A 24,116-nucleotide genomic window follows, 5' to 3' on the forward strand; every position below is an offset into this window, starting at 1 on the left:
CAGGGCGGAACCTCCTGTGGTCACCGACGCGTGACAGGAACCACCCCTGAACCACCACCGTGAACCACTCGTGAGTCCGCTCGTGCCGAACCGTCACCGGCCCACGGCACGGGGGACGTCGAAAGCTTCCGTGGAGGCAGCCGTGTTCCGACCCTGCATCGCCCTGATCGCCGACCCCACCTCGCCCGAGGGCTGCCGCGAGTACCTGGCCGAGGCCGTCGAACTCCTCACCGGCACACCCCCGGTGCGGATCGACGCCCGGCACTTCGCGGCGGGCGGATCCGGCCACGGGGTCCCCGAAGGCGGACGCTTACGTCTGCGGGTCCCCGAACAGGACCTGGACGTCGCGCCCGACGCGGTGGTCCTCTACGAGATCCCGCCCCACCGGCGCCGCCCCCTCGCGGCCTTTCAGCTCCTGCTGCGGCGTCACGGCGTGGTGACCCTAGCGGCGGACCCCGACGCCTGGCGGACGGCGACCGAGAAGAACCTGACCGTCGCCCGCCTCGCCCGGGACGGAGTGGCGCAGATGGAGACCGTCGTGCTGTCCCGGCCCGGTCCCCAGGACGCTCTGGCCGTCTTCGACAGGCTCGGGCGCGACACCTGGGCGCGACCGGTCGTCGGCACCGGCGGCGACGACACCTTCCACATCACGACGGAGCCGGGGCTTCGGCAGGCGGTCGACTTCTACGCCGAGCGCGGCACCGACTGGCTCCTGTCCCGCGACGCGGGGAACATCACCGCCGAGGGCCACCGTCACCAGTTCCGCGTGTTCGTGCTGGGGGAGCGGATCGTCCACGCCCGGGAGCACATCCAGCCGGCACCCGACGTCCCCTGCAACACCTGCCGGGGAGCGACGCCCGTCCACATCGCTCCCGAGGACCTGCCCCCACGCCTCGCCCAACTCGCCGTCGCCGCCACCGCGTCGGTCGGACTGCCCTTCGCCGGCGTCGACCTGGCCGTCGAGAACGGCGGCGTCGTCTTCGAGGTCAACGTCCAACCGGCCTTCGTGGACGGCGAGCTCGAATCCGTCGCCGTCCCCTACATCCGGGCACACCTCGACGCGCTTGCCCCGGCAGGGCGCGGGACGGTCGCGGGGCGGGTACGGACCCCTCTGGGGTGAGCTGAGCCCCGGTCTCAGTCGCGCCCGCCGGTGGAGCAAGTCCTGAAGGAGGCTCACATGTCCCACCACGTCTCACTCGTCGTCCCAGGCCGCAGGCCGCACCCCGTACCGCCGGCCCCCACGCCGGGCCGGTGACTCACCACGTGCTGCGGGAGGTGGCGACGCCGGTCGCGGTGGTGCCCCACGACTGAACCGTCACCCCTGGCGGACCGCGGAGGCCGGTTCGCCTCAAGCGGTGCTGAGACGGACCCGGTTCACCCGGGGCTCATCACAGGACCGCTGTCACCAGGACAAAGGCGGTCGCAAGGACAGGTGCGACGCCGACGATCGCGGCACAGTAGCGCAGCAGCCTGCGCTGGAACGCGTCCCGGTCGTCGACCTGGGCGTTGACGAGCACCATGACGCCATTGCTGGAGAAGGGGCTGACGTCGACCACCACGGTGCAGAAGGCGAGCGCCGCGACGAGTGCGGTGACTCCCAGGTCGCCCTGCGCCAGGATGGGCGCCGCCAGCGGGAGAACGATGCCCAGGGTGCCGATCGAGGAGCCGATCGCCGAGATCGCGGCCACCGCGAGACAGAGGACGAAGGCGGTCAGGTACGGAGAGCCCAGGTCGGCGGCGGCATCGCCGAGATATTTCAATGTGCCGTTGGCTTCCAGCACGTTCATGTACGTGAGCATTCCGCAGACCAGCAGAACCGCCGACCAGGTGATGTTGTTGATCGCCTCCTTGTGCCGACGCGGTGCCACCACCAGCAGGACGGCCGCGATGCACATCGAGGAGATGCCGACGTCGAGGTCGTAGAAGGCCGCGCTGAGGAGCAGGCCGACCAGGCCGACCAGCGTCAGTGCCCTGATCGGGGTGAGCCCCGGTTTCTCACCGGCGGCGCCTGCCTCGCGCACGGGGACGGCGGCTCCGGTCACGAGTGAGGCCACCCCGGTCCCCGCACCGCCACCGGTGGGGACACCGCCCGCGGCGTCGGCACCCGCGACGGGCCCGCTTCCCGAGCTCGCGGCGGCCGGGCCGGAATCCGCGTCCTCGCCCACCTCCTCGCCCACCTCCTCGGCCTCCTCGGTGGTGTCTTCATGAAGCAGGTGACGGCCCCGCAGCAGGAACAGGACAAGGGCGATGAGGAAGTTGAGGCCGAGTGGGATCAGGAAGAGCGCGAGGGAGTCGGCATGCAGCCCGGCATCGTCGAGCCAGCCGTTGATGAACGCGCCGTAGAGGTTGATCGGTGAGAACGCGGCGCCCAGCACCCCGTGGCTGATCATCATGCCCATCAGAAGCGGATCGATCTTGTGCTTGCGGGCTATGGGCATCGCGATCGGCGCGAGCATGCCGACCGCGAGAACGGCGCCGAGGGCCATCAGGACGGCCCCCAGCACGAACATCAGCCAGACGATCGCCCACCTGCGCCCTCGTACGAGCCTCAGCAATCCGGTGACGATGAGGTCGACCGTGCCGTTGGTGCGAGCGATACCGAACAGCAGGGTGATGCCCACGATCACGACGAAGATGTTCGCCGGGAAGGAGCCGACGACGTCGTCGAGCGGCATGTCGGACAGGAGGGGGCCGATGGTGAAGGCGGCGGCGAACGCGAGCACTCCCATGTTGACCGGGGTGGCGGTGCCGAGGGCGAACAGGGCGGCGAGCGCGAGGAGGGATATCAGGTAAGTCATCGTCGACTCCGATGTGCGCGACAGTACCGGGGCACCGTCGTGGGATGAGCGGCTCGCGGGGGAGCGGGAGCGGGGTGCGCGTGTACGCCGTTCGGTCAGGCGGGGGTCCGGCGCCCGCGCAGGATGCCGACCACCTCCTCCACGCTGCGTCCGGAGGCCAGCAGCGCGGTCAGTTCGTGTTCCGCCTCGGCGGAGGACAGGCAGCGTTCCACGACCGTGGGGACGTCGTCGTGGGGGATGACGCAGACGCCGTCGTCGTCGGCGACCAGGTAGTCGCCCGGGCGGACGAGGCATCCGAACAACGAGACGGAGCCGTTGAGTTCGACGGCTTCGATGCGGTAGCGCCCGCAGGCCGGGTTGCGGCCCGCGCTCCATACCGGCAGCCCGACCTCGCGCAGCGTGCCGGTGTCGCGCACGGCTCCGTCCACGACGCATCCGGCCAGCCCGGCGAGGGTGGCCCAGCGCGCCGACAGGCCGCCGAGTACGGCGGTGCCGTGGGCCGCGGAGGCGTCCATGACGGCTATGTCACCGGGCTGAGCGAGCCCGTACAGGTCGCGGTCGCCGACCAGGAGGCCGCGGCCGGCCGCCCGGTTGGCCGAGACGTCACCGCCCACGGCGACATAGCGCAGGGTGATCGCCGGGCCGCATACCGGTCCGCCGCCCGCGGTTCGGTTCAGGACGTGGCCGGGGACGACGGAGCCGGTCCCGAGTTCGTCGAGCGTGTCGGCGACGGCGGAGCAGAGGTCCGGCACCGCCAGCAGAGGCGCGACGAGGGACGAGGCGTGGCGGCGGACGGACACGGCCGCGATGCGGTCGGCCGACACGGTTCCGGGCAGCCGCGGTGCCAGTGCTGCCAGCTGGGACGGCTCGGCCGTCATCGCGCACCGGCCTCTCCGCGTGGTCGGGTGGTGGGAAGGGTGTGCCGTCGGCCGCGTTCGTAGCGGTCGATGGCATCCGAGTGGCGCAGGGTCAGCGCGATGTCGTCGACGCCGTTCAGCAGCCGCCAGCGGCTGTGGTCGTCGAGAGTGAAGCCGAAACGCAGGTCGCCCCCGCGCACCTCGGAGCGCTCCAGGTCGACGGTGACCGGGCAGGTCGGCTCCCGCTCCACGAGTTCCCAGAGCCGCTCCATCTCGTGCGGGGCCAGCGTGACCGCGGGCAGTCCGTTCTTCAGGGCGTTGCCACGGAAGATGTCGCCGTAACGGGGAGCCACGACGGCCCGGAACCCATGGTCGAGCAGGGCCCACACGGCCATCTCCCGGGAAGATCCGGTGCCGAAGTCCGAGCCCGCGAGCAGGATCGTGGCGGTGCGGTGGACGGGGTGGTTCAGGACGAAGTCGGGGTCGGACCGCTTGTCCGCCAGCAGCGCGTCGGCCCAGCCGGTGCGGGTGGTCCGGATGCCGAAGCGGGCGGGAACGAGCTGGTCGGTGTCGACGTTGGTCAGGCGCAGCGGCGCCGCGATGCCGGTGTGGGTGGTGAACGGGTCCAACGAAGCTCCTCGGGTGAGGCGTTCAGTGGGTGCTCCCGATGTGAGCGCCCTGCGGGCCGACGGCGGTCCGTCAGCCCAGGTCGGCCGGAGCGGCCAGTCGGCCGGCCACCGCGGTGGCGGCGGCCACGGCCGGTGACACCAGGTGGGTGCGCGAGCCGCGTCCCTGCCGGCCCTCGAAGTTGCGGTTGTTGGTCGAGGCGGCACGCAGGCCCGGCTCGACCCGGTCCTCGTTCAGGCCGACGCACATGGAGCAGCCGGAGTAGCGCAGGGTGACCCCCGCGTCGGCGAAGATCCGGTCCAGGCCCTCCTCGATCGCCTGCCTGCGTACCTGCTCCGAACCCGGAACCAGCAGCATCCGTACGGTGGAGGCCACATGACGGCCGTGCAGCACCCGGGCCACCTCGCGCAGGTCCTCGATCCGGCCGTTGGTGCAGGAGCCGATGAACACGACGTCGACCGCGAGGTCGGTGAGCCGGGTGCCGGGCGAGAGGTCCATGTAGGCCAGGGCGCGTTCGGCAGCCTCCCGTTCCTCGCGGTCGGTGAACGTCTCGGGGTGCGGCACGACGGCGTCGAGGGGCACGCTCTGTGCCGGGTTCGTCCCCCAGGTGGCCCGGGGACTCACCGTCGAGGCGTCCAGGCGCACTTCCTTGTCGAAGACCGCGTCCGGGTCGCCGGCAAGGGTCCGCCAGTAGGCGGCCTCCTCCTCGAAGGCGTCGCCCCGCGGCACGTGCGGACGGCCTCGCAGATAGTCGATGGTCGTCTCGTCCGGAGCGATGATCCCGGTCCGTGCGCCTGCCTCGACGGACATGTTGCACACCGTCATACGGCCTTCCATGGACAGCGCGGTGATCGCGTCACCGGCGAACTCCACGATGTGCCCCTGCGCCCCGGCCGTGCCGATCCGCTCGATGACCGCGAGGATCAGGTCTTTGGCCGTGGCCCCGGCGGGGAGTCGGCCGTCGAGGGTGATCCGCATCGAGCGCGGCCGCTCCAGCGGCAGCGTCTGGGTGGCGAGGACGTGCTCGACCTGGCTGGTGCCGATGCCGAACGCCAGTGTGCCGAAGGCTCCGTGCGTGGTGGTGTGCGAATCGCAGCACGTCACGGTCATTCCGGGCTGGGTGAGGCCCAGTTCGGGACCGATGACGTGCACGATGCCACGCCGGTCCGAGCCCAGGGGGTACAGCGGGATGCCGTACTCCTCGCAGTTGCGCCGCATCGCGCCGACCTGCTCGCGGGCGCCGGGGGAGGTGAGCTCCCGCAGCGGGTCGTCGGTGGGGGTGTTGTGGTCCTCGGTGCCGAGTGTCAGCTCCGGCCGCCGGACCGTACGGCCTGCCGCGCGCAATCCCTCGAACGCCTGCGGTGTATTGACCTCGTGCAGCAACTGCAGATCCACGTACAGCAGGTCGGGCTGTCCCGGTTCGCGGTGCACGAGGTGGGTGTCCCAGATCTTCTCGGCCAGAGTGCGGCCCATCGGCTCCTCCTTTTGGGCACCTGGACGACCGATCGGCGTCTCGGTCCTGCCAGGTAGCGCAGAGGATAGGGATGAGACGGTTCACCCAGCCAAGAGTGCGTTCTAAAGTTGGGCCAGGTGTCCAATCGTGAAACCGCGGGTGTGTACCGGGTTGGGCACCTGGTCCAGGGCCGGAGCGGTCGACCGGTCATCCCTTCGGGAACGGGGACGCGGATGCCGCCAAGCAGAGCCGATCTGGAGATCCTGCGGCTGATGGTCGCTGCACCCAGACTCGGTGTGCGTGAGTACGCGCGCAGGCTGGGCATCGCCCGGGGCACCGCGCAGGCCCGGGTGTCCCGGTTGGAGAGCGAGGGCGTCGTCACCGACTACCGGCCGCAGCTGTCGCCCGCCGCGCTGGGGTTTCCGGTGATGGCGTATGTCCATGTGCACGTGTCGCAGGGCGAAGTGGACCAGATCTTCCCCCAGCTCGCTCTCATCCCGGAGCTGCTGGAGGCCTCTTCGGTCGCGGGCGACGCCGATCTGATCTGCCGGGTGATCGCCCGGGACCATGTGCACCTGCAGTCGGTCCTGCAGCGGATCATCGGGACGCGCGGCGTGCAGCGGACCCGCTCGGAGATTGTGCTGGAGCGCCGGGTCGAACCGCGCGCCACGGCCCTCATCGACAGCATGCTGCGGGACGGCACCGGGAAGCCCTGAAGCGGCCTGCCGTGCCCGCGGTTCAGCTCCGACCGTCCTGTCGACGTTCCAGGCAGACCATCGAGGACACCAGCCCGTCGAAGGTCTGCACGTCCCATCCGGTCAGTTCCCGCCACCGGTCGAGCCGGTACTTGGCACTGTTGGGATGGATCTGCAGGGCCCGCGCGCACGCGGTGAGCGAGTAACCGTGGGCCGCGTAGGCCCGTACGGTCTCCGCCAGCCTCGGATGCTTCCGGGCTGTCGCGGCCCCGTCGGTGAACAGCGCGTCGAGCCGATGACCGGCACCGCCGAGCGTGACCAGGAGCCAGTCGTCGGCAAATTGCACGTCCTGGCGCACCTGCCGGGCCCGCTCCAGTGCCTGGGTCGCGTCGGCGAAACTCAGCGCCGCTCCCGCCGGCCCGCCGCGCGCGAGCCCCACACCCACCAACACGGCGGGCTCGCCGCGGTGCACGGCCGCCAGCAGATCCTCCGCCGCGCAGCCCTGCGCCACGACCGCCGCGTTCCCCGCGTCATGACAGCAGTGCGCCACTCCTCGTTCCAGGGCGCCCAGGGCCCGGTTGATCGGCTCCACCTGAGCCTCCGTCACCCCGTCGAGGCAGGCCACGACGAAGTCGCCGTCCGGCTCGAAACCGAGGGACCGCGCGAGGCTTTCCTGCTGTTCATGGCCGAGTGGGCTGCCCGAGACCATCTTCAGCAACTGCCTCCGCAGTGTCTGCCGGGTGGCCTGCCGGCTGCGGAACTCCTCCGAGTGCGCCTCGGCGACGACGGCACTGAGCCGGTGGAACCAGTTCCACAGCAGGCCCACCTCGCCCACCAGCGCGAGGGCGAGGTCGTCGCGGCTGCGGGTCTCCAGCAACAGTTCGTTCCAGAGCTCCCGATAGGCGATGTGGAACGCCTCGATGACATCGGCCAGCGCCAACTGCTGCGTGGAGCGCCGGCGACCGAACGACCGCGCGTGCTCGATCGCGGCACCCGACGGCGGCTGCCGGACGTGCAGCCCCTTGATGATGTACTCGATCTGCGTGCGGACGTCTCGGCGGTGCTCCGCGTACGGGACGGCCGCGTAGCCCGGGATCTCGGCCCGGATCCGGTCGGTGACGGTCGCCGAGAAGTCCGCCAGCCGACCGGTGACCGCGGTGACGGGATGCGAGGCCCGGTCCGGGCCGAGGGGGCGCGGGGCGCCGTCCGGGGTTGAGGGCATATCCACGAGCTCCTTGTGGAATCCGCGAAGAAGCGGGTCCAGATTCGGGATTCTCTCGCTGTAGATGCGAGACGTCCCTGGCGATTCTTGTGAGATCCCCGACTATGCACGACTTCGCTAGGGAGATGGGTGCCGTGGCCGAACGAGACCCGCAGACCAGGCTGGATGACCGGTACACGCTGGAGGACGGTCTCGTCCACCTCACCGGAATCCAGGCCCTGGCCCGGCTCCCGCTGGACCAGCGCCGTGCGGATCGTCGCGCGAAACGCCGTACGGCGGTGTTCATCTCCGGCTACGAGGGCTCCCCACTGGCCGGCTACGACCTGGAGCTCGCCCGCCGCGGCACCCTGCTCGACGAACACGACATCGTCCTGCGGCCCGGGGTGAACGAGGAACTCGCGGCCACCGCGGTCCAGGGATCCCAACTGGCCTCCGCATCGCCGGACAGCCGCTTCGAGGGCGTGACCGGTATCTGGTACGGCAAGTCCCCCGGCCTCGACCGGGCCGCCGACGCCCTGCGGCACAACAACCTGATGGGCACACACTCCTCCGGCGGCGCACTCGCCCTGGTCGGCGACGACCCCGGCGCCAAGTCCTCGACCGTCCCCGGAGCCTCCGAACTCCTCCTGGCGGACCTCGGATTCCCGACCCTGTACCCGGCCGACCCGCAAGAAGCACTGGACCTGGGCCTGCACGCCATCGCCCTGTCCCGGGCCAGCGGGCTGTGGACGGCGCTGAAGATCGTCACCAATGTCGCGGACGGCTCCGGCACGGTCCAGGTGCACCCGGACCGGGTGGTCCCCGTGCTGCCCGACTTCGAGGTGGACGGCGCCCCGTTCGCCCACCAGGTCACCGCCCGCCTGATCGGCCCCCACCTCGCCGCCCTGGAAAGCAGCAGAGACGGCGTACGGCTGGAGATGGCCCGCCGCTATGCCGCGGCCAACCGGATCAACCGTACGGAGTGTGCGCGGCCGGGCGACCGGATCGGCATCGTCGCCGCGGGCAAGACCTTCCTCGACGTACGGCAGGCACTCACCGCCCTCGGCCTCGACGACGCGGAACTGGAGCGCCGCGGGATCCGGCTGCTGCGGCTCGGCATGATCCACCCGCTGGAGCCTTCCGTCGCCGAACGGTTCGCCGCGGGCCTGCGCGAGATCATCGTCGTAGAGGAGAAGCGGCCGTTCGTCGAAACAGCGCTGAAGGAACTGCTGTACGGCCGCCGCGATGCCCCCGGCATCACCGGGAAGCGGCACCCCGACGGCAGGACCCTGTTCTCCCCGTACGGTGAGCTGGACGCGGACGCCATCGCCAAGGGGCTCGCGGCGCGGCTGGCGACCTACGAGGACTTCCCGTCGGTGCAGCGGTGGCGGCAGCGGCAGGACGACCGGCGCTCCCGGCGCGGACGGATCGACCTTCCCCTGGTGCCGCTGACACCGCGCACGCCCTACTTCTGCTCCGGCTGCCCCCACAACAGTTCCACCAAGACGCCGGACGGATCGCTGGTGGGCGCCGGGATCGGCTGTCACGCGATGGTCCTGCTGATGGACGAGAAGCAGACGGGGACGGTGACCGGGCTGACCCAGATGGGCGGGGAAGGAGCCCAGTGGGTCGGCATGGCACCCTTCCTCGACCGGGAGCACCTGCTGCAGAACCTCGGTGACGGCACGTTCCACCACTCCGGAAGCCTGGCCGTGCGGGCCGCCGTCGAAGGCGGGGTCAACATCACGTACAAGCTGCTCTACAACTCGGCTGTCGCGATGACGGGCGGTCAGCGGCCGGCCGGAGTGATGACGGTCCCGCAGATCACCCGCTCGTTGCGCGCGGAGGGGGTGGGGCGGATCATCATCACGACTGAGGATCCCCGCCGCTACCGCCGGACCAAGCTGGCCCACGGCACCGAGGTCTGGCACCGGGACCGGCTCGTCGAGGCACAGGAGACCCTGGCGAAGACCCCCGGCGTGACCGTACTCATCCACGACCAGGAGTGCGCCACCGAACTACGGCGCAAGCGCAAGCGCGGCCTCGCCCCGGACCCGGCACAGCGCGTGGTGATCAACGAGCGGGTGTGCGAGGGCTGCGGCGACTGCGGACAGAAGTCCAACTGCCTGTCCGTTCAGCCCGTACCGACGGAGTTCGGGCGCAAGACACGGATCGACCAGTCCTCCTGCAACAAGGACTACTCCTGCCTGGAGGGCGACTGCCCGTCCTTCCTGACGGTCGTCCCGGCGAAGGACCGGCGGCGCCACCGAGGCCGGAGGTCCGCGACCGCACCCGCTGTCCGTCGCTCTTCCGCTCCCCTGACGGCCACCGCACTCCCCGAACCCACCCCGATGCCCTGCGGGGACACCCACACCATCCGGATCCTGGGCGTCGGCGGCACCGGAGTCGTCACTCTCTCGCAGATCCTGAGCATGGCGGCGACCCTTGCCGGACGCGGCGTCCGCTCCCTGGACCAGACAGGCCTCGCGCAGAAGGGCGGCGCGGTCGTCTCCGACGTGAAGATCACCACCGGGGACACCGCGCCGGCCAACAAGGCCGCGGCCGGCGAATGCGACCTGTACCTGGGCTGCGACCTCCTGGTGGCGGCCGACGCGGCGAACCTCGCTGTCGCGGATCCGGCCCGGACCGTCGCCGTCGTCTCCACCAGCGAGGTCCCCACCGGGCGGATGATCGTCGACACGTCCCAGACCTTCCCCGACACGTCAGAGGTCACCGACCGGATCCGCCGGGCGACCCGCGCCGACCGCGGCGTCTTCATCGACGCCCGCCACGTCGCCGAAGTCCTTTTCGACGAGGACCAGTTCGCGAACATCCTGCTCGCCGGGGCCGCCTTCCAGGCCGGTGCGCTGCCGCTGCCCGCCGAGGTGATCGAGGAGGCCATCACCCTCAACGGAGTGAAGGCCGAGGCCAACATCCAGGCGTTCCGCCGCGGCCGGCAGGCCGTCGCGGCGCCTCAGGAATTCGCGGCGGCCGTCGACGCACTCCGTTCCACCAGCCCCGCCGAACGCGAGCCCCTGTCCGACGCAGCCCGGGAACTGATCGCGGCGGTGGGCGCCCGGGCCGGTTCCGAGCTGGCCCGTCTCGTCGAGATCCGCATCCCCGACCTGATCGCCTATCAGAACGCCGCCTACGCCAGGCAATACGCCGAACTGGTCCGGCGCGTGCGCGAGACGGAGGCGGAGCGTGTTCCCGGATCCGGCGAACTCGCCGAGACAGTCGCCCGCCACCTCTACAAACTCATGGCGTACAAGGACGAATACGAAGTCGCCCGACTGTCCCTGGACCCGGCCACCCTCGCCACCGTGCGCGACCGGTTCGGACCGGGCACACGGGTGTCCCACCGCCTCCACCCGCCGATCCTCCGCACCCTGGGCGTGCGTAAGAAGATCTCCCTGGGACCCTGGTTCACCCCCGTGTTCCGCCTGCTGGTCAAGGCGCGACGGTTGCGCGGCACACCGTTCGACCTCTTCGGGTACGCCCATGTGCGGCGGGTGGAGCGAGAGTTGATCGTCGAATACCGCCGAGTGATCGAAGAAGTCCTCGGGTCCCTCGCTCCTGAGCATCACGCCCTCGCCGTGACCATCGCCGGCCTGCCGGACGAGGTCCGCGGCTATGAGCAGATCAAGCTCGACAACGTCGCCCGCTACCAACAGCGCCTCAATGACCTCCGGCAGGAGCTGACGCGTTCCCACCCCGTCTTGGCACCATGAGCACACCCCCAGGGCCGTCCACGGCTACGGCAGGTCGAAGCCGAGCGCCTTGGCGGCCTCCTCGGGTGTCGCCTGTGTCCAGTGCCCGACATCGATCGCCGCGTTCGACGAAGGCGAGGGCGGCTCTGCCCGGTGAGGTGAAGCACGCCGTGGAGGTCGTCGGTCTCGTGCCGCACGATTCGCGCGGGCCGGCCGGTGACCACTTCGTCCAGGGCGCGGCCGTGCTCGTGCCGGCCTGTCGGCCGCACCGCGGCGTGCTGCGCCACGACCGCCTGCCGGGCCGGCACACTCGGCCAGCCTTCGAAGAACGCGGCCCGCTCGGCGCCTCGGCTTTGGAGGGTGGCGGCGGTCGGTCCGGTGTCGTGGTTACTGTTCGGCGGCCTCTCGGGCGATCTGCTCGAACTGGGCGCCCATGGCCTCGCCGAGTGCCTGGGCGGCGGAGAGGGGGCGCACCATCACCGTGAACTCGTCGATCTTCCCGTCGTCGTCGAAGTGCAGGAAGTCGCATCCCTGGAGTTGCTTGCCGGCGACGGTGGCGGTGAAGACGAAGGCGTGATCGCGGCCGTCGGGGTTGGCGATCTCACGGACGTAGGTGAAGTCCTCGAAGACGCGGAGCACGCCGCGCAGGATCGCGGCGGTGATGGCCTTGCCCGGGTACGGCTTGAAGGTGACGGGGCTGGTGAAGACGACGTCGTCGGCCAGCAGAGCGGCCACGGCGTCCAGGTCGCGGCTCTCGACGGCCTTGCGGAAGGGATGCATGAGCCCACCTCTGATAGTCATCAAGTTGAATAGGTGTGATTGAGGGTAGAGAGGCCGTATGGGCTTGTCTACAGGGAAGGGGTGACTTTTAGTCACGTTGTTGATTACTCTGCTAGCTTTTATCCATGGCTTTGCGGAACGCGGTGATGGCGGCGCTGTTGGAGGGCGAGGCGTCCGGATATGACCTGGCGAAGGCGTTCGACGCGACGGTCGCCAACTTCTGGATGTCGACGCCTCAGCAGCTTTACCGGGAGCTGGAGCGCATGGAGGCCGATGGGCTCGTCACGGCCCGCGTCGTGGAGCAGCAGCGCCGCCCCAACAAGCGGCTGTTCTCCTTGACGGAGGCCGGGCGGAAGGCCGTTCACGCCTACACCGCCGAGCCCTTGGGCAAACCGGCGGTGATCCGGGACGAGTTGCTGGTCAAGGTGCAGTGCCTGGACGAGGGCGACGTGGAAGCGGTCCGGACCGCGATCACCGAGCGCATGGAGTGGGCCACCGTCAAGCTGGCCCGCTACGAGCGGCTCCGGCAGCGCCTGCTCGACGGGCGCTCCGAGGAGGCGTACTTCGCCGAGGCCGAGCGCATCGGCCCGTATCTCACCCTGCTGCGCGGGATGTCGTTCGAGCGGGAGAACCTCCAGTGGGGGGACATGGCGCTGCGCAGGCTCGAACAGCGCACGGCCGCGCTCCGGGCCGACGGCTGACCAAGGCAGTCCCTCGCGCTCGTAGACCGGGTCGCGTCGAAGCCGATGAGGCACGCGACCGCGAGTCCCAAGCCCGGGCCAGGTGTCCTTGGCGCCGGACGTCGGTAGAGCATCACACCGATGGGGAGGTGTCCCCGGCGGACGCGGCCACCGGAAGCAGCGTCGGCCGCTTGGCGTGGCGGCCGTCGCCGGAGGAGCGGCCACGCAGGCGGCGGCCGACCCACGGGCCGAGGAAGGTACCGGCCCAGCGCAGTTCGGCCCCCACGGTCCTCCAGGCGGAGGTGTCCGTCCTCTCGGCCGGAAGGGGGAGGGTCCATGTGTCGTCGCTGTCCGGCAGACCGAGCGCCTGGGCCACGGCGGCCGCGATGCGCGTGTGTCCCAGCGGGCCGGCGTGCAGCCGGTCGGCACTCCACAGCCGCGGATCGGTGGCCGCCGCGTGCGCGGCCGTCTCCGCCACCAGCACGCCGTGGCGGTCGGCGGCCTCCCGGATGCGCGCGTTGAGTGCGAGAACACGGTGACCGATCGGGCGGGCCAACGGCGTGATGCGGCCGACATCGGGAAACATGAGGGTCGCGACGGTGGCGCCCTGCGCGGTGAGGGCGGCGAACATCGCCTCCACATGGCCGGCCACCTCGTCGAGGTCGCAGCCCGGACGCAGCACGTCGTTGACCCCGGCCACCACGGTGGCGAGGTCGGGCCGCATCGCGAGAGCCGGAGCCAGCTGCTCGGCGCGCACCTGACCGGCCTTGCGGCCGCGCACCGCGAGGTTGGCGTAGAGCAGACCGGGGCTGTGGCGGGCTACCTGCTCGGCCAGCCGGTCCGCCCAGCCCCGAAGACCACGGACGTCGTCGCCGTCCCCGAGTCCCTCGGTGTGACTGTCCCCCAGGGCGACATAGCGCAGATACCCACTGCTCGACACCGGGCCGACCGCCTCTCGTCAACGCTGCTGATGGAAGTGGCACACGGCCATCACTAAACAACTAGGCACCTAGTCGCATTTTTGAGTATGAGGATAGCTGGGGGCTCACCTTCCGGCAAAGTGACGCCGCTCAGGCAGGTGCTGAGGTCGTCGAGGGCGGTCCACCGCCTTGGTCCCGCGCCCGCCCGTACCGGGTCACCTACGACGGTGGTGTCCACGGCCCGGGCGGCAACGCCTGCTGTCAGGCCGCCATGCCTCCGGCTCACCGCCGGCTCTCAAAGCCGGGGACGGAGTTCACCCGGCCGATCCGGAACCCGTTACTCGTCGCGGCCGGCGTCGAAGCGGCGGCGGGCGGATTCGATGTCGCCGAGGTACTGGTGGGTCCAGCCGCACATCGTGTCGACCGTGGCGCGCAGGCCGTGGCCCGGCTCGGTGAGGGTGTACTCCACGCGCGGCGGCACCGTGGGGTACACGGTGCGCTCGACCAGGCCGTAGCGCTCCAGCATGCGCAGGTTCTGGGTGAGCATCTTGTGGCTGATGCCCTCCACCTCGTCGCGCAACTCGCTGAAGCGGGCGGTGCGTTCACCGAGGGCCTCGATGATCAGGAACGCCCACTTGTTGGCGACGTCCGAGAAGATCTCGCGCGCCAGAGAGTCCGCGCGGCGCAGGTCCGCGTCCTCGGGCGAGCCCGTGAACTGTTTCGTCACCATCAGGTTCCCCAGTCACCGAAAAGTGCGTTCTTCCAGGTCAGCAAGGACTCTCCTACAGTTCCCGAGTAACCACAAGAGAGCACGTACAGCAAAGGAGACCAGCGAGCATGGCCACGGTCAACGTCGTCAACCACCACGTGTTCAACCACAACGTGTCGGCCGAGAGCGACTTCGGCTATTCACAGGCGATCAGGTCCGGCGATCTGATCCACGTCTCAGGACAGCTCGCGCTCGACGAGGCGGGTCAGTTCGTCCACCCGGACGACTTCGCCGCCCAGCTCCAGCTGACCCACGCCAACATCGACAAGGTGCTGGACCACTACGGCGTCACCCGCGACCAGATCGTCTCGCAGACGCTGTACGTGGTGAACCTGCGGCGGAACTCCGACGCGACGATGGCGGGCAACCTGGCGTACTTCGGCGACCACCGCCCGGTCAGCACGGTCGTCGGCGTCAGTGAACTGACCTTCCCCGGCCAGGCCGTCGAGATCAGTGTCGTGGTCGACACCACCCTGCCGGCCTGAGGGGACGGCAGGTCCGCAGGTCCGCTCCCGGGCGACGGCGGTCAGGACGAGGGGCGGTTGCGGCACAGGCAGAACGGATGTCCCGCGGGGTCGGTGTAGACCTGCCAGCCGTAGCCCGCCTCGCCGACGAAGCTCTTCTGGAAGGTGGCGCCCAACTCGGTCACCCGGCGATGCTCGGGCTCGAACTCGTCCACCTCGAAGTCGAGGTGGAACTGCTGCGGATGCTCCTGGCCCGGCCAGCTGGGCGGCTGGTAGTTCTCCACTTGCTGGAACGACAGTTCGATGCCGTCGTTGCGCAGGTTGACCCAGGTCTCGGTGCTGATGTCGGTGTTGATCTCCCAGCCCAGGACGTCGGCGTAGAACCTGGCAAGCTTCCAGGGATCGGGACAGTCGAGGATGACATCGGTGAACGTCAGCATTCGATCATCATAAAGCGGAGAGCCCACCGCCCGCGATGCGTTACCCACCGTCCCCCCCTGGCACGCACGTGCTCTCGCCCTCGGTCAGCGCGTGACGTGGAACTCGTTGCCCGCGGCGTCGAGGAACTCGCCCGGTTCCCGGTCGCCACGCGTGACCTCCAACCGCAGCCTGTTCCGCGTCCACTTCGGCGCCGCGGGCGGCCCCATCACCAGCGAGACCGTGCCGGTGGGTGTACTGCGGAGCCGGAAACCCCGGTCGCAGGACTCCACCACCCGCCACCCGGCCTGGGACTCCCAGAAGGCCGCCTGCGCGGAACGGTCCTCCTCGGCGACGTCCAGGCAGACCGCGACCAGGCCGGAGTCGGCGAGCACGCCCGGATGACCGGGACGCAGCACACAGAACTCGTTGCCCTCCGGATCGGCCAGCACGTCCCACGGGACGTCCCCCTGTCCGATGTCGACCGGCGTCGCACCGAGAGCGAGCAGACGCGCCACCTCCGCCACCCGGTCCGGCCCCCCGGCCAGATCCAGGTGGAGCCGGTTCTTGTACGCCCCTTTCGGCTCCGAAGTCGCCACGAACCGCAGCCGCAGGCCGCCCGTCCGGCCCCGCGTCGCCTCCCCCCAGAAGCGGCCCAGGCGCGCGACGTCCAGCGCGTCGATCACGATCCCGGTCAGCATCCCGTTCCCCCAAACTCTGGAGTCCAGCCCTGGACTTCAGCCGACGGACTCCAGCCCTGGACTCCGTCGCCTTCTCATTGTCGCCGCGGCGGCACGACGTGCCGGGCGTCCCGGACAAGCCGGTCAACTCACCCGCGCCGACCGTGTGGTGGAGTGGGCGCCATGACCGACAGCGAGATGATCACGGTGCCCGACCACCTGCGCGGGTACCCCGGGGTGGCGTTCGGCGGATACGTGGCGGGGGTGCTCGCCGGGCGGGCGGCGGCCGGGGCCGTACGGGTGGATTTCCGGAGGCCGACCCCGGTGGAGGTGCCGGTGGAGCTCACGGGGACGGACGGCGGCGGGGCCGTGCTGAGCGGTGCGGACGGGGTGCTCGCGGTGGCCACGCCCGACGAACTGGATCTCGACGTACCCGAACCGCCCTCCTGGGAGGAGGCGTCGGCGGCGGCCGAGGCGTACCGCGCGGCCGCTCCCGGGGGAGTCGTGGACTGCTTCGGGTGCGGACTCGACCGTACGCCGGACACCGGCCTGCGCCAGCACTGCGGAGTCGTGCCGGGACGGGATCTGGTGGCCACGGCGTGGACCGCGGGCCCCGCGCTCGCCGACACGGCGGGGAAGCTGCCCGAGGCACTGGTGTGGGGCGCCCTCGACTGCCCCGGGAACGCGGCGGGCCGGCAGCTGGGGACGATGCGGGCGGGCGCGGTGACGGCCTCCCTCACGGCGCGGCTGCTCCGGCCGGTGCCGGTCTCCGCTCCGCTGGTGACCCATGCGTGGGTCCTCCGGGAGGAAGGGCGGAAGCACTGGATGGGTGTCGCCCTGACCACGGCGGCGGGCGACCTCTGCGGTATCGCCTCGGCGCTGTGGGTGGACCCCCGAGCCGGAGGCTCGGCCGGCACATAGCTGACGGGAGTCAACGGGAGCTGACGGGAGTCAACGGGCGCCTGATTCATCCGCTGTTGATGAGCAGCTCAACGCCCGTCGGCGGCCGGTGTCCCGGGGCTGTCCGGGCCGTCCGGGCCGACGGAGAACAGCGTGTTGCCCGTCATCGCCACGACCGCGTCCCGGACGAGGGTCACGCTGGGCACCCAGTCCTGGGACGCGTCCCCCAGAAGGTCGACGGCGGGGGTGCGCCAGAGTTCCTTCCCTGTGCTCCGCTCCAGGGCCAGCACGCGGCCGATGCGGTTGGAGAAGTAGATCCGCCCGTACGCAGCCGACAGGACCGGCTGCGACAGGCCCTCCATGCCGGTGGACCGCTGCCACAGCTGCTTGCCGTCGGTGGCGGACACCGCGGTGACCGTTCCGTTGGTCTGGGCGAAGACCACGACGTCGCCACCGAGCAGGGTCGGCGTGCCGCGCAGGGTGCGGGGCAGCGGCACGGGACGGACGGCGCCGGTCCGCGGGTCGACCCGCAGCAGCGTGGTGTACCGGCGCTCGCTCTCGATCTCCCCGTCCTGGTTGGCGGCCGCCGCGGGCTGGGCGTAGACGGGTTCACCCCCGGACTGCCCGAGGCCCTTCGACCCGATCGGCAGGGCCGCGAGCTTGCGCGCCGTGCCGTCGGCGGGGTCGAGGCGCAGCAGCGTGACGGGCACATGGCCGGGCTCGCCGGCGATCGTGCACTCGGCGTACGGAACGCCGGCCAGGGACAAGGGGTCGCAGAACGCCGCCTTCCGCGACTGCCACAGCTTCTTCCCGGAGGTGTCGTACGCGATGAATCCGTTGATGTCGCCCGTGGTGGTCAGCAGCCCGCCGCTGAACACGGCCGAGTCGTCGTTCGGGGTGTCTCGCGCCCACCGGCGCTTCCCGGTGGCGGTGTCCACGGCCGCGGTCCGGAACTCGCCCTGGGTCTGCTCGGCGACGTAGACGACTCCGTCCCGCACGCCGTACGGCGTCCCGTTCTGCACGGAGTCGCCGGACCGCCACAGGACGCGGCCGGTGGCGGCATCGACCTTCGCGACGGTGAAGCCCTCGCCGCCGCAGTAGAGGACGGTGCCCGCGGACACGCACCCCGGCGGGCCGGAATCCATCATGGTGTCGGACCCGGAGGACTGGCGGAGCGTCGTCTGCCAGGGCCGCCAGCCGGCGGGCAGCGAGGCGGTGGGCGCGGAGCCCTGGTCGTCGCCGCCGAAGGCGTTGACCGCAGCGAGACCCGCCCCGGTCACGGCGACCGCCGTACCGACGGCCGTGAGCACTCGCGTGAGCCGTCGGCGACGACGCTTTCGGGGCAGACCCCCGTGGGTGACGGGTTCGGTGGTGGCCCCCAAGAGTGCGCGGTCGCCGGTGTCGCCGGAGTTGGAATCGGAGGTGGAGTTGGAGCCGCCCGGGGGCGGGATACGAAGGGCGGCCTCGGCGGCGCCGGTCCCGCTCTCCGGCAGTGCGAGGAACCACTCGTGCAGTTCCGCCAGTCCGGGCCGTGCCGCCGGGTCCTTGTCCAGGCAGCGTGCGGCGATGTAGCGCAGCGGTCGCGGAACCTCCTCCAGCGCCGGCTCCTCGTACATCACCTGGTAGCCGGCCATGTACGGGGTGTCCGCGTCGAACGGGCCGTTCCCGGTGGCCGCGTAGACCAGCAGCGAGCCGAGTGAGAACACGTCCGAGGCGGAGGTGACATCGCGCGGCGAGCGCAGCTGCTCCGGCGACATGAACGGCGGCGTGCCGATCACATTGCCCGTGACGGTCAGCGTCTGGCTGTCGGCGGCGCGGGAGATGCCGAAGTCGATGACACGCGGGCCGTCCTCGGCCATCAGCACGTTGCCCGGCTTCAGGTCGCGGTGCACCACGCCGGCCCGGTGGATCTCACGCAGCGCCTCGATGAGCCCCAGCGCCAGGATGCGCAGCTCCGGCCCGGTCACCGGGCCGTCCTTCTCCACCTGGGCCGACAGACTCCGGCCCGGCACGAACAGCGTGGCCATCCACGGCTGTTCGGCATCCGGGTCGGCGTCCACGACGGGTGCCGTGAACGCCCCGCTGACCCGGCGGACCGCCGCGATCTCCTGCCGGAAACGGGCGCGGAACTCCTCGTTCTCGCAGAGCTGGGGGTGCACCAGCTTCACGGCGACCTTGCGTCCGGCGGCCGAGCGGCCCAGGAACACGGTGCCCATGCCGCCGGCGCCGATCCTGTCGAGCAGGGCATAGCCCCCTACGGACGCGGGATCACCCTCTCGCAACGGCATGGACCGTGACACCTTCTTCCGACGCGGATCAGCGGCCCAGCTTAGGCCAAAGCCCTTGCCCCGACGGCCTGTTGGAGGTCACCAGGCGAGAGCGTCGCCCGGGTTGTCCTGCCAGTAGGTGACCTGGGCGTTGTCTTCCTCGACGTACAGGGAACCGCCGGGAACGGGTATGTCCACCGCGGACCCGGTGGGTCCCTCGTCGGGGCCGAACAGGCTCAGGCCGATCGAGGGCGTGGTGACCTTGGTCTCGCTGTTGCGGTCGGCGGAGGCGGTGATCAGACCCGCGTACCCGGTGGCACCGCGGTCGAGGGTGACGACGGTCCGCGGCTTGCTCTCGCCGACCCTGGCGGTGACGGCCTGCGAGTTCTCGCTGATGCGCAGGGCCGGGTAGCTGTAGAGATGGCAGGCCTTGGAACCGGTGTTGGTCGCCGTGATGAGGACGTGGTCGACGGGGTTCTTCACCTTCTTGATGGCGAATTTCAGCGAACCGGTGGTGCAGTCCACGGGCTTGGCGCCGCCGGGGACTGTGCCGCTGGACGGGGAGTTGGAGTCGCCCGCCCCGGTGCCGCCGTCCTTTCCGGAACCGCCTGCGGAGTTCTCGGCATCCGCGTCCTTCGCGCTGTCCTCCGTGGCGGTGGCCGACGTCGTCGTCGACGGCGACGGTGACGGCGAGGTGGCCGAGGGGGTGAGGGCCGGGTCGGTGGATTCCGTGGTCGTCGATTCGACGGACCGCGACTCGGCGTCGCCTTCTCCGCAGGCGGCCAGGGTCAGCGCCAGGACGGCGGAACTGGCCGCTGCCATGGCAAGGCGGTGCGTGCGCAAGCTGGTTACCTCTTCCGGACAGGGACATCCCGTTCACCTGCGAAGCAGGCCACCAGACCATAGTGGAACGGGAGATCGCTCGTCGCACACCCGCTCGCCGCTCACCGCGGGACGTGGCCGATTTCGGACACCGGGCCGGAGTGGGGGGATACGGCGGGTAGTTCCACGGTGACGCGGATCCCGCCGGCCGGGCGCGGGGTGAGGGTGAGCGTTCCGTCGTGCGCGTGGGTGATGGTCTTGACGATGGCCAGGCCGAGGCCGACGCCCGGGTGGTCGCCGTGCACGCGCTCGGTGCCGCGCTGGAACGGTTCGGTGAGTGTCGCGGCCAGCTCCGGGGTGAGCTGCTCGCCGGTGTTCTCGACGGTGAGGACCACCGTCTTGGGGCGGACACCGGTGGTGACCCACACGGCGCCTTCCTCGGGCAGGTTGTGGACGATCGCGTTGTGGACGAGGTTCGTGGTCAGTTGCAGCAGGAGCGCCGGCGATCCGGTCGTGGGCGTGATGTCGCCGCGCGTCTCGATGGTGACGCCGTGCTTCTCCGCGAGGGGGAGGAGCGTTTCGGTGGCTTCCTCCGCCATGAGGGACAGGTCGACGCGTTCTCGGGTGAAGGACCGCCGGTCGGCACGGCTGACCAGGAGCAGTGCCTCGGTGAGATCGATGGCCCGGGTGTTGACGGCGTGGAGGCGGTCGACGAGTTCGCCGGTGTCGCGGGTCGGATCGGCGCGGGCCACATCGAGAAGGGCCTTCGAGACCGCCAGCGGGGTGCGCAGCTCGTGCGAGGCGTTGGCCGCGAATCTCTGCTGCTCGGCGACGTGTGCTTCGAGCCGGGCGAGCATCGCGTCGAAGGCGTCGGCGAGTTCGCGGAACTCGTCCTTCCGGCCCGGCAGCCGGATCCGGTGGGAGAGCGACCCGCTCGTGGCCATGCGCGCGGCGTTCGTGATGCCGGTCAACGGGGCGAGCATGCGGCCGGCGAGGATCCACCCTCCCACGAGACCGAACACCAGCAGGAACGCCAGGACCGCGGCCGCTCTCGGCAGGAAGACGTTCAGCAGGGAGGACCGGACGGGGAACACACCGTTGAGGTGCGCGTTGTCTTCGGCGTTGATGAGCATCGCCCGTTCGGGGACGTACCGCAGGAGGAACACCCACACCGCCGCGAGCAGCAGGAAGCCCGCGACCATGAGGAACCCGGCGTAGCTGAGGGTGAGCTTGACGCGAACGCTCAGCCCGGCCTGCCTATCCACGGTCGTCTCCCTCACGGAGGGCCTCCGGTCGCGCGTCGATGCGGTAGCCGACGCCCGGCACGGTGGCGATGATCCAGGGTTCGCCGAGGCGTTTGCGCAGGGCGGAGACGGTGATGCGGACGGCGTTGGTGAAGGGGTCGGCGTTCTCGTCCCAGGCCCGTTCCAGCAGTTCTTCGGCGCTGACGACACCGCCTTCGGCGGCGACGAGTACGTCCAGTACGGCGAACTGCTTGCGGGTCAGCGCGACGTAGCGGTCGTCGCGGTAGACCTCGCGGCGGAAGGGGTCCAGGCGCAGGCCCGCGATCTCCCGCACGGGCGGTCTGCTGTGGGCGCGTCTGCGGTCGAGTGCCCGGAGCCGGAGGACGAGTTCCTGGAGTTCGAAGGGTTTGGTGAGGTAGTCGTCGGCGCCGAGTTCGAAGCCGGTGGCCTTGTCGTCGAGGCGGTCGGCGGCGGTGAGCATGAGGATGGGCATGCCGCTGCCGGAGGCGACGATGCGTCGGGCGATCTCGTCACCGGAGGGTCCTGGGACATCGCGGTCGAGTACGGCGATGTCGTAGCTGTTGACGCTCAGCAGTTCCAGGGCGGTGTCGCCGTCGCCCGCGATGTCGGACGCGATCGCTTCCAGGCGCAGGCCGTCGCGGACGGCGTCCGCCAGAAAGGGTTCGTCCTCGACGATCAGCACACGCATGCCGTCGATGCTACGAGCCGACACATATCGTCGGCGTATCGAAAACCGCATACGCGCCGACAACACCACCCTGCCTTGACTGGGCAGCATGACTGGAACCCCGCCATCGGCTCGGACAGCGGGTCGCCGGTTTCACTGGCTCCTCGGCGTCGGACTCCTGATCGTCATCACGGCGATCACCGCGGCCCTCGTCTCCCAGCTCCCGAAATCCGCGTCCCCCTCGGCCGTATCACCCTTGAATTCCCTGCGCACCGAGCAGCGCGGTGCGCAGGGTGAGGCCCACGGTGCCGTCCCCGACCGCGTGACGGTCTTCGACGACACGATCCCGGCCGTGGCGAACCTCGATCCGGAGCTGCTCAAGGCCCTCCGCCGGGCCGCGACGGACGCGGCGGACGACGGAGTCGACTTCTACGTCAACAGCGGCTGGCGTTCCGCGGATTACCAGAACCGGCTGCTGCGCGACGCGGTCGCCGAGTACGGGTCCGCGGAGGAGGCCGTCCGGTGGGTGGCCACCCCCGAGACCTCGCCGCACGTGTCGGGGGACGCGGTCGACATCGGGCGCTCCGATGCGATGGCGTGGCTGTCCAGGCACGGCGCCGCGTACGGGCTGTGCCAGATCTACCGCAACGAACCCTGGCACTACGAACTGCGCCCCGAAGCGGTCGGTCACGACTGCCCGCGTATGTATGCCGACCCCACCCAGGACCCGAGGATGCAGCAGTGACCGACAGTGAGCGAGGCCGGACGATGGTGGCGCGGGCGGATACGGCGGATACAGCGGATATGGGGGGTGCGGAGGATACGAGGGATACGAGGGGTGCGGGGGATACGGGGGATACGGCGAAGACCGGACAGAACGGCGCCGGCCGCCCGCGACCGGGCCGGGACACCGGCTCCGGGACCTGGCGCGCGGGCCTCCGCCGGGTGATCCTCCTCGGCTCCCGGCCGGGGCCCTGGAAGCGCGGTACGGTCCTCGCCGCGCCGGCGCTGCTGCTCGGCCTGGTCATGCTGCTGCACGCGCGGATCACGGACCGTGGGGGCCTCGGCAGCCTGGTGGAGACCTCCCTGCCCTGGTTCGGCCTGTTCGTCCCGGTACTGCTGGCCGGGGCGCTGTGGCGCCGCTCCGCCTCCGCGGTGGTCGCGCTGCTGCTGCCGGTCACGGTGTGGCTGAACCTCTTCGGCGGGCTGCTCACCGACAAGTCCGGGACGGGCCACGAGCTCACCGTGGTCGGCCACAACGTCGGCGCCGACAATCCCGACCCGGCCGGCACCGCCCGCGACCTGGCCCGATCCGGGGCGGATGTGCTGGCCCTGGAGGAGATCACCCCGCGGGCCCGGGGCACGTACGAGAAGGAACTGGCGACGACGTACCCGTACCACGCCGTGATGGGCACGGTCGGGCTGTGGAGCAGGCTGCCGCTGTCCGACACCCGGCCGGTCGACATCAAACAGGACGTCGGGCCGCTGGGGGCCACCAAACCGGCCGAGGCCAAGATGGCCGACAACCGGGCACTGCGCACCACGGTGGCCACGGACCACGGGCCCCTCGCCGTGTACGTGGCCCACCTGGGGTCCGTACGCGTGAACCCCAGGTCGGGCTTCTGGACCGACACGCGGGACCGGAACGCCCAGGCGCTCGGCGAGGCCCTCGCCGACGAGCGGAACGAGCGGGTGGTGCTGCTCGGCGACCTGAACGGCACCACGGACGACCGCGCGCTCGACGGAATCACCTCGCAGCTGCACTCCGCCCAGGCCGCGGCAGGAGACGGCTTCGGCTTCACCTACCCGGCCGACTTCCCGCTGGTGCGGATCGACCAGATCCTGGTCCGCGGCGTCCGTCCGGAGAGCTCCTGGGTACTCCCCGCCACCGGAAGCGACCATCTGCCGGTGGCGGCCGGAATCAACTGGTGAACACCGCGCGAGGTCACGGAGGCGTAACAGACCCGCCAAGGCGGGCGGATGCCGCTGCGCCGCAACCTCACCCTCTACAGCCTCGGCGGGCTGATGGCCGAGAACCGAGGGGCCCGGAACACCCCCGCGCGTCGCGGAGCGCCTGATCGACCCTGTGCCGTGTGTTCACAGTTGGGGTCAACGCCCTTAGGCTGTGCGCCCTTCGCGGTCTG

The 24,116-nt window shown here is 70.7% G+C and carries 22 protein-coding genes and 1 pseudogene; 8 read left to right on the plus strand and 15 right to left on the minus strand.

The genetic code is table 11. The annotated features are described in order from the left end of the window. Positions 1 to 142 precede the first annotated feature (142 nt). A complete protein-coding gene (locus K4B79_RS21760) occupies positions 143 to 1,120 on the plus strand; it encodes an ATP-grasp domain-containing protein (protein WP_232028510.1) in 978 nt (325 codons plus the stop codon). A 268-nt stretch (positions 1,121 to 1,388) separates the two neighbouring features. Here the strand turns inward: K4B79_RS21760 and K4B79_RS21765 are convergent, their stop codons facing one another. The 4 genes from K4B79_RS21765 to leuC form a co-directional block, all read right to left on the minus strand. Next, positions 1,389 to 2,798 carry an SLC13 family permease gene (locus tag K4B79_RS21765; protein ID WP_232028511.1) on the minus strand — a complete coding sequence of 470 codons (1,410 nt, stop codon included), beginning with the start codon at positions 2,796 to 2,798 and terminating at the stop codon, positions 1,389 to 1,391. Between the two features lie 95 nt (positions 2,799 to 2,893). After that, positions 2,894 to 3,676 carry an RraA family protein gene (locus tag K4B79_RS21770; RefSeq protein ID WP_232028512.1) on the minus strand — a complete coding sequence of 261 codons (783 nt, stop codon included), beginning with the start codon at positions 3,674 to 3,676 and terminating at the stop codon, positions 2,894 to 2,896. After that, positions 3,673 to 4,284, minus strand: a complete 612-nt coding sequence (leuD, locus tag K4B79_RS21775; protein ID WP_232028513.1) for a 3-isopropylmalate dehydratase small subunit — start codon at positions 4,282 to 4,284, stop codon at positions 3,673 to 3,675. Before leuD ends, K4B79_RS21770 begins: the two co-directional genes overlap by 4 nt. Before the next feature lie 70 nt (positions 4,285 to 4,354). Continuing rightward, the gene (gene leuC / locus K4B79_RS21780; protein ID WP_232028514.1) at positions 4,355 to 5,755 is read right to left on the minus strand and encodes a 3-isopropylmalate dehydratase large subunit; all 1,401 of its coding nucleotides are present in this window, start codon (positions 5,753 to 5,755) and stop codon (positions 4,355 to 4,357) included. A 213-nt stretch (positions 5,756 to 5,968) separates the two neighbouring features. Here leuC and K4B79_RS21785 point away from each other — a divergent pair, with 213 nt between their 5' ends. Continuing rightward, complete coding sequence (locus K4B79_RS21785; protein WP_232028515.1) at positions 5,969 to 6,451, plus strand: Lrp/AsnC family transcriptional regulator; 483 nt, start codon at positions 5,969 to 5,971, stop codon at positions 6,449 to 6,451. A gap of 22 nt (positions 6,452 to 6,473) precedes the next feature. Here the strand turns inward: K4B79_RS21785 and K4B79_RS21790 are convergent, their stop codons facing one another. Next, positions 6,474 to 7,652 (minus strand): PucR family transcriptional regulator, encoded by a 1,179-nt coding sequence (locus K4B79_RS21790; RefSeq protein WP_232028516.1) that lies wholly within the window; start codon positions 7,650 to 7,652, stop codon positions 6,474 to 6,476. Between the two features lie 134 nt (positions 7,653 to 7,786). On the opposite strand from K4B79_RS21790, the gene K4B79_RS21795 reads away from it, so the two are divergent. Further along, the gene (locus tag K4B79_RS21795; RefSeq protein WP_232028517.1) at positions 7,787 to 11,362 is read left to right on the plus strand and encodes an indolepyruvate ferredoxin oxidoreductase family protein; all 3,576 of its coding nucleotides are present in this window, start codon (positions 7,787 to 7,789) and stop codon (positions 11,360 to 11,362) included. A 24-nt stretch (positions 11,363 to 11,386) separates the two neighbouring features. Here K4B79_RS21795 and K4B79_RS21800 read toward each other — a convergent pair. Both K4B79_RS21800 and K4B79_RS21805 read right to left on the minus strand, forming a co-directional pair. Continuing rightward, a pseudogene (locus tag K4B79_RS21800) lies at positions 11,387 to 11,688 on the minus strand (peptide deformylase); the annotation flags it as partial. Positions 11,689 to 11,728: 40 nt separating this feature from the next. Then, positions 11,729 to 12,121 carry a nuclear transport factor 2 family protein gene (locus K4B79_RS21805; RefSeq protein WP_057616073.1) on the minus strand — a complete coding sequence of 131 codons (393 nt, stop codon included), beginning with the start codon at positions 12,119 to 12,121 and terminating at the stop codon, positions 11,729 to 11,731. A 125-nt stretch (positions 12,122 to 12,246) separates the two neighbouring features. On the opposite strand from K4B79_RS21805, the gene K4B79_RS21810 reads away from it, so the two are divergent. After that, the gene (locus K4B79_RS21810) at positions 12,247 to 12,822 is read left to right on the plus strand and encodes a PadR family transcriptional regulator (protein ID WP_232028518.1); all 576 of its coding nucleotides are present in this window, start codon (positions 12,247 to 12,249) and stop codon (positions 12,820 to 12,822) included. 112 nt (positions 12,823 to 12,934) lie between these two features. Here K4B79_RS21810 and K4B79_RS21815 read toward each other — a convergent pair whose 3' ends face one another. Further along, complete coding sequence (locus K4B79_RS21815) at positions 12,935 to 13,741, minus strand: SGNH/GDSL hydrolase family protein (protein ID WP_232028519.1); 807 nt, start codon at positions 13,739 to 13,741, stop codon at positions 12,935 to 12,937. Between the two features lie 317 nt (positions 13,742 to 14,058). Then, positions 14,059 to 14,451 carry a winged helix-turn-helix transcriptional regulator gene (locus tag K4B79_RS21820; RefSeq protein WP_232028520.1) on the minus strand — a complete coding sequence of 131 codons (393 nt, stop codon included), beginning with the start codon at positions 14,449 to 14,451 and terminating at the stop codon, positions 14,059 to 14,061. A gap of 107 nt (positions 14,452 to 14,558) precedes the next feature. On the opposite strand from K4B79_RS21820, the gene K4B79_RS21825 reads away from it, so the two are divergent. Then, a complete protein-coding gene (locus K4B79_RS21825; RefSeq protein WP_232028521.1) occupies positions 14,559 to 14,975 on the plus strand; it encodes a RidA family protein in 417 nt (138 codons plus the stop codon). 41 nt (positions 14,976 to 15,016) lie between these two features. On the opposite strand, the gene K4B79_RS21830 is transcribed toward K4B79_RS21825, so the two are convergent. Beyond that, on the minus strand, positions 15,017 to 15,394 hold the full coding sequence (locus K4B79_RS21830) for a VOC family protein (protein ID WP_232028522.1): 378 nt from the start codon (positions 15,392 to 15,394) through the stop codon (positions 15,017 to 15,019). Between the two features lie 84 nt (positions 15,395 to 15,478). Then, positions 15,479 to 16,072: a VOC family protein gene (locus K4B79_RS21835; RefSeq protein WP_232028523.1), complete on the minus strand. Its 594-nt coding sequence runs from the start codon at positions 16,070 to 16,072 to the stop codon at positions 15,479 to 15,481. 162 nt (positions 16,073 to 16,234) lie between these two features. On the opposite strand from K4B79_RS21835, the gene K4B79_RS21840 reads away from it, so the two are divergent. Then, on the plus strand, positions 16,235 to 16,972 hold the full coding sequence (locus tag K4B79_RS21840) for a PaaI family thioesterase (protein ID WP_232028524.1): 738 nt from the start codon (positions 16,235 to 16,237) through the stop codon (positions 16,970 to 16,972). 68 nt (positions 16,973 to 17,040) lie between these two features. Here the strand turns inward: K4B79_RS21840 and K4B79_RS21845 are convergent, their stop codons facing one another. From K4B79_RS21845 to K4B79_RS21860, 4 genes are all read right to left on the minus strand, one after another. Beyond that, complete coding sequence (locus tag K4B79_RS21845; protein WP_232028525.1) at positions 17,041 to 19,239, minus strand: protein kinase domain-containing protein; 2,199 nt, start codon at positions 19,237 to 19,239, stop codon at positions 17,041 to 17,043. Between the two features lie 78 nt (positions 19,240 to 19,317). Beyond that, the gene (locus K4B79_RS21850; protein ID WP_232028526.1) at positions 19,318 to 20,040 is read right to left on the minus strand and encodes a DUF4232 domain-containing protein; all 723 of its coding nucleotides are present in this window, start codon (positions 20,038 to 20,040) and stop codon (positions 19,318 to 19,320) included. A 122-nt stretch (positions 20,041 to 20,162) separates the two neighbouring features. Further along, positions 20,163 to 21,305 (minus strand): sensor histidine kinase, encoded by a 1,143-nt coding sequence (locus K4B79_RS21855; RefSeq protein WP_232028527.1) that lies wholly within the window; start codon positions 21,303 to 21,305, stop codon positions 20,163 to 20,165. Next, positions 21,298 to 21,993: a response regulator transcription factor gene (locus tag K4B79_RS21860; protein WP_232028528.1), complete on the minus strand. Its 696-nt coding sequence runs from the start codon at positions 21,991 to 21,993 to the stop codon at positions 21,298 to 21,300. Before K4B79_RS21860 ends, K4B79_RS21855 begins: the two co-directional genes overlap by 8 nt. A gap of 88 nt (positions 21,994 to 22,081) precedes the next feature. Here K4B79_RS21860 and K4B79_RS21865 point away from each other — a divergent pair, with 88 nt between their 5' ends. Next, complete coding sequence (locus K4B79_RS21865; RefSeq protein ID WP_232028529.1) at positions 22,082 to 22,717, plus strand: M15 family metallopeptidase; 636 nt, start codon at positions 22,082 to 22,084, stop codon at positions 22,715 to 22,717. Positions 22,718 to 22,776: 59 nt separating this feature from the next. Next, complete coding sequence (locus tag K4B79_RS21870) at positions 22,777 to 23,904, plus strand: endonuclease/exonuclease/phosphatase family protein (protein WP_269463764.1); 1,128 nt, start codon at positions 22,777 to 22,779, stop codon at positions 23,902 to 23,904. Positions 23,905 to 24,116 lie beyond the last annotated feature (212 nt).

It is taken from the genome of Streptomyces lincolnensis, from assembly GCF_021173675.1.
GTDB classification, from domain to species: Bacteria; Actinomycetota; Actinomycetes; order Streptomycetales; family Streptomycetaceae; genus Streptomyces; species Streptomyces lincolnensis_B.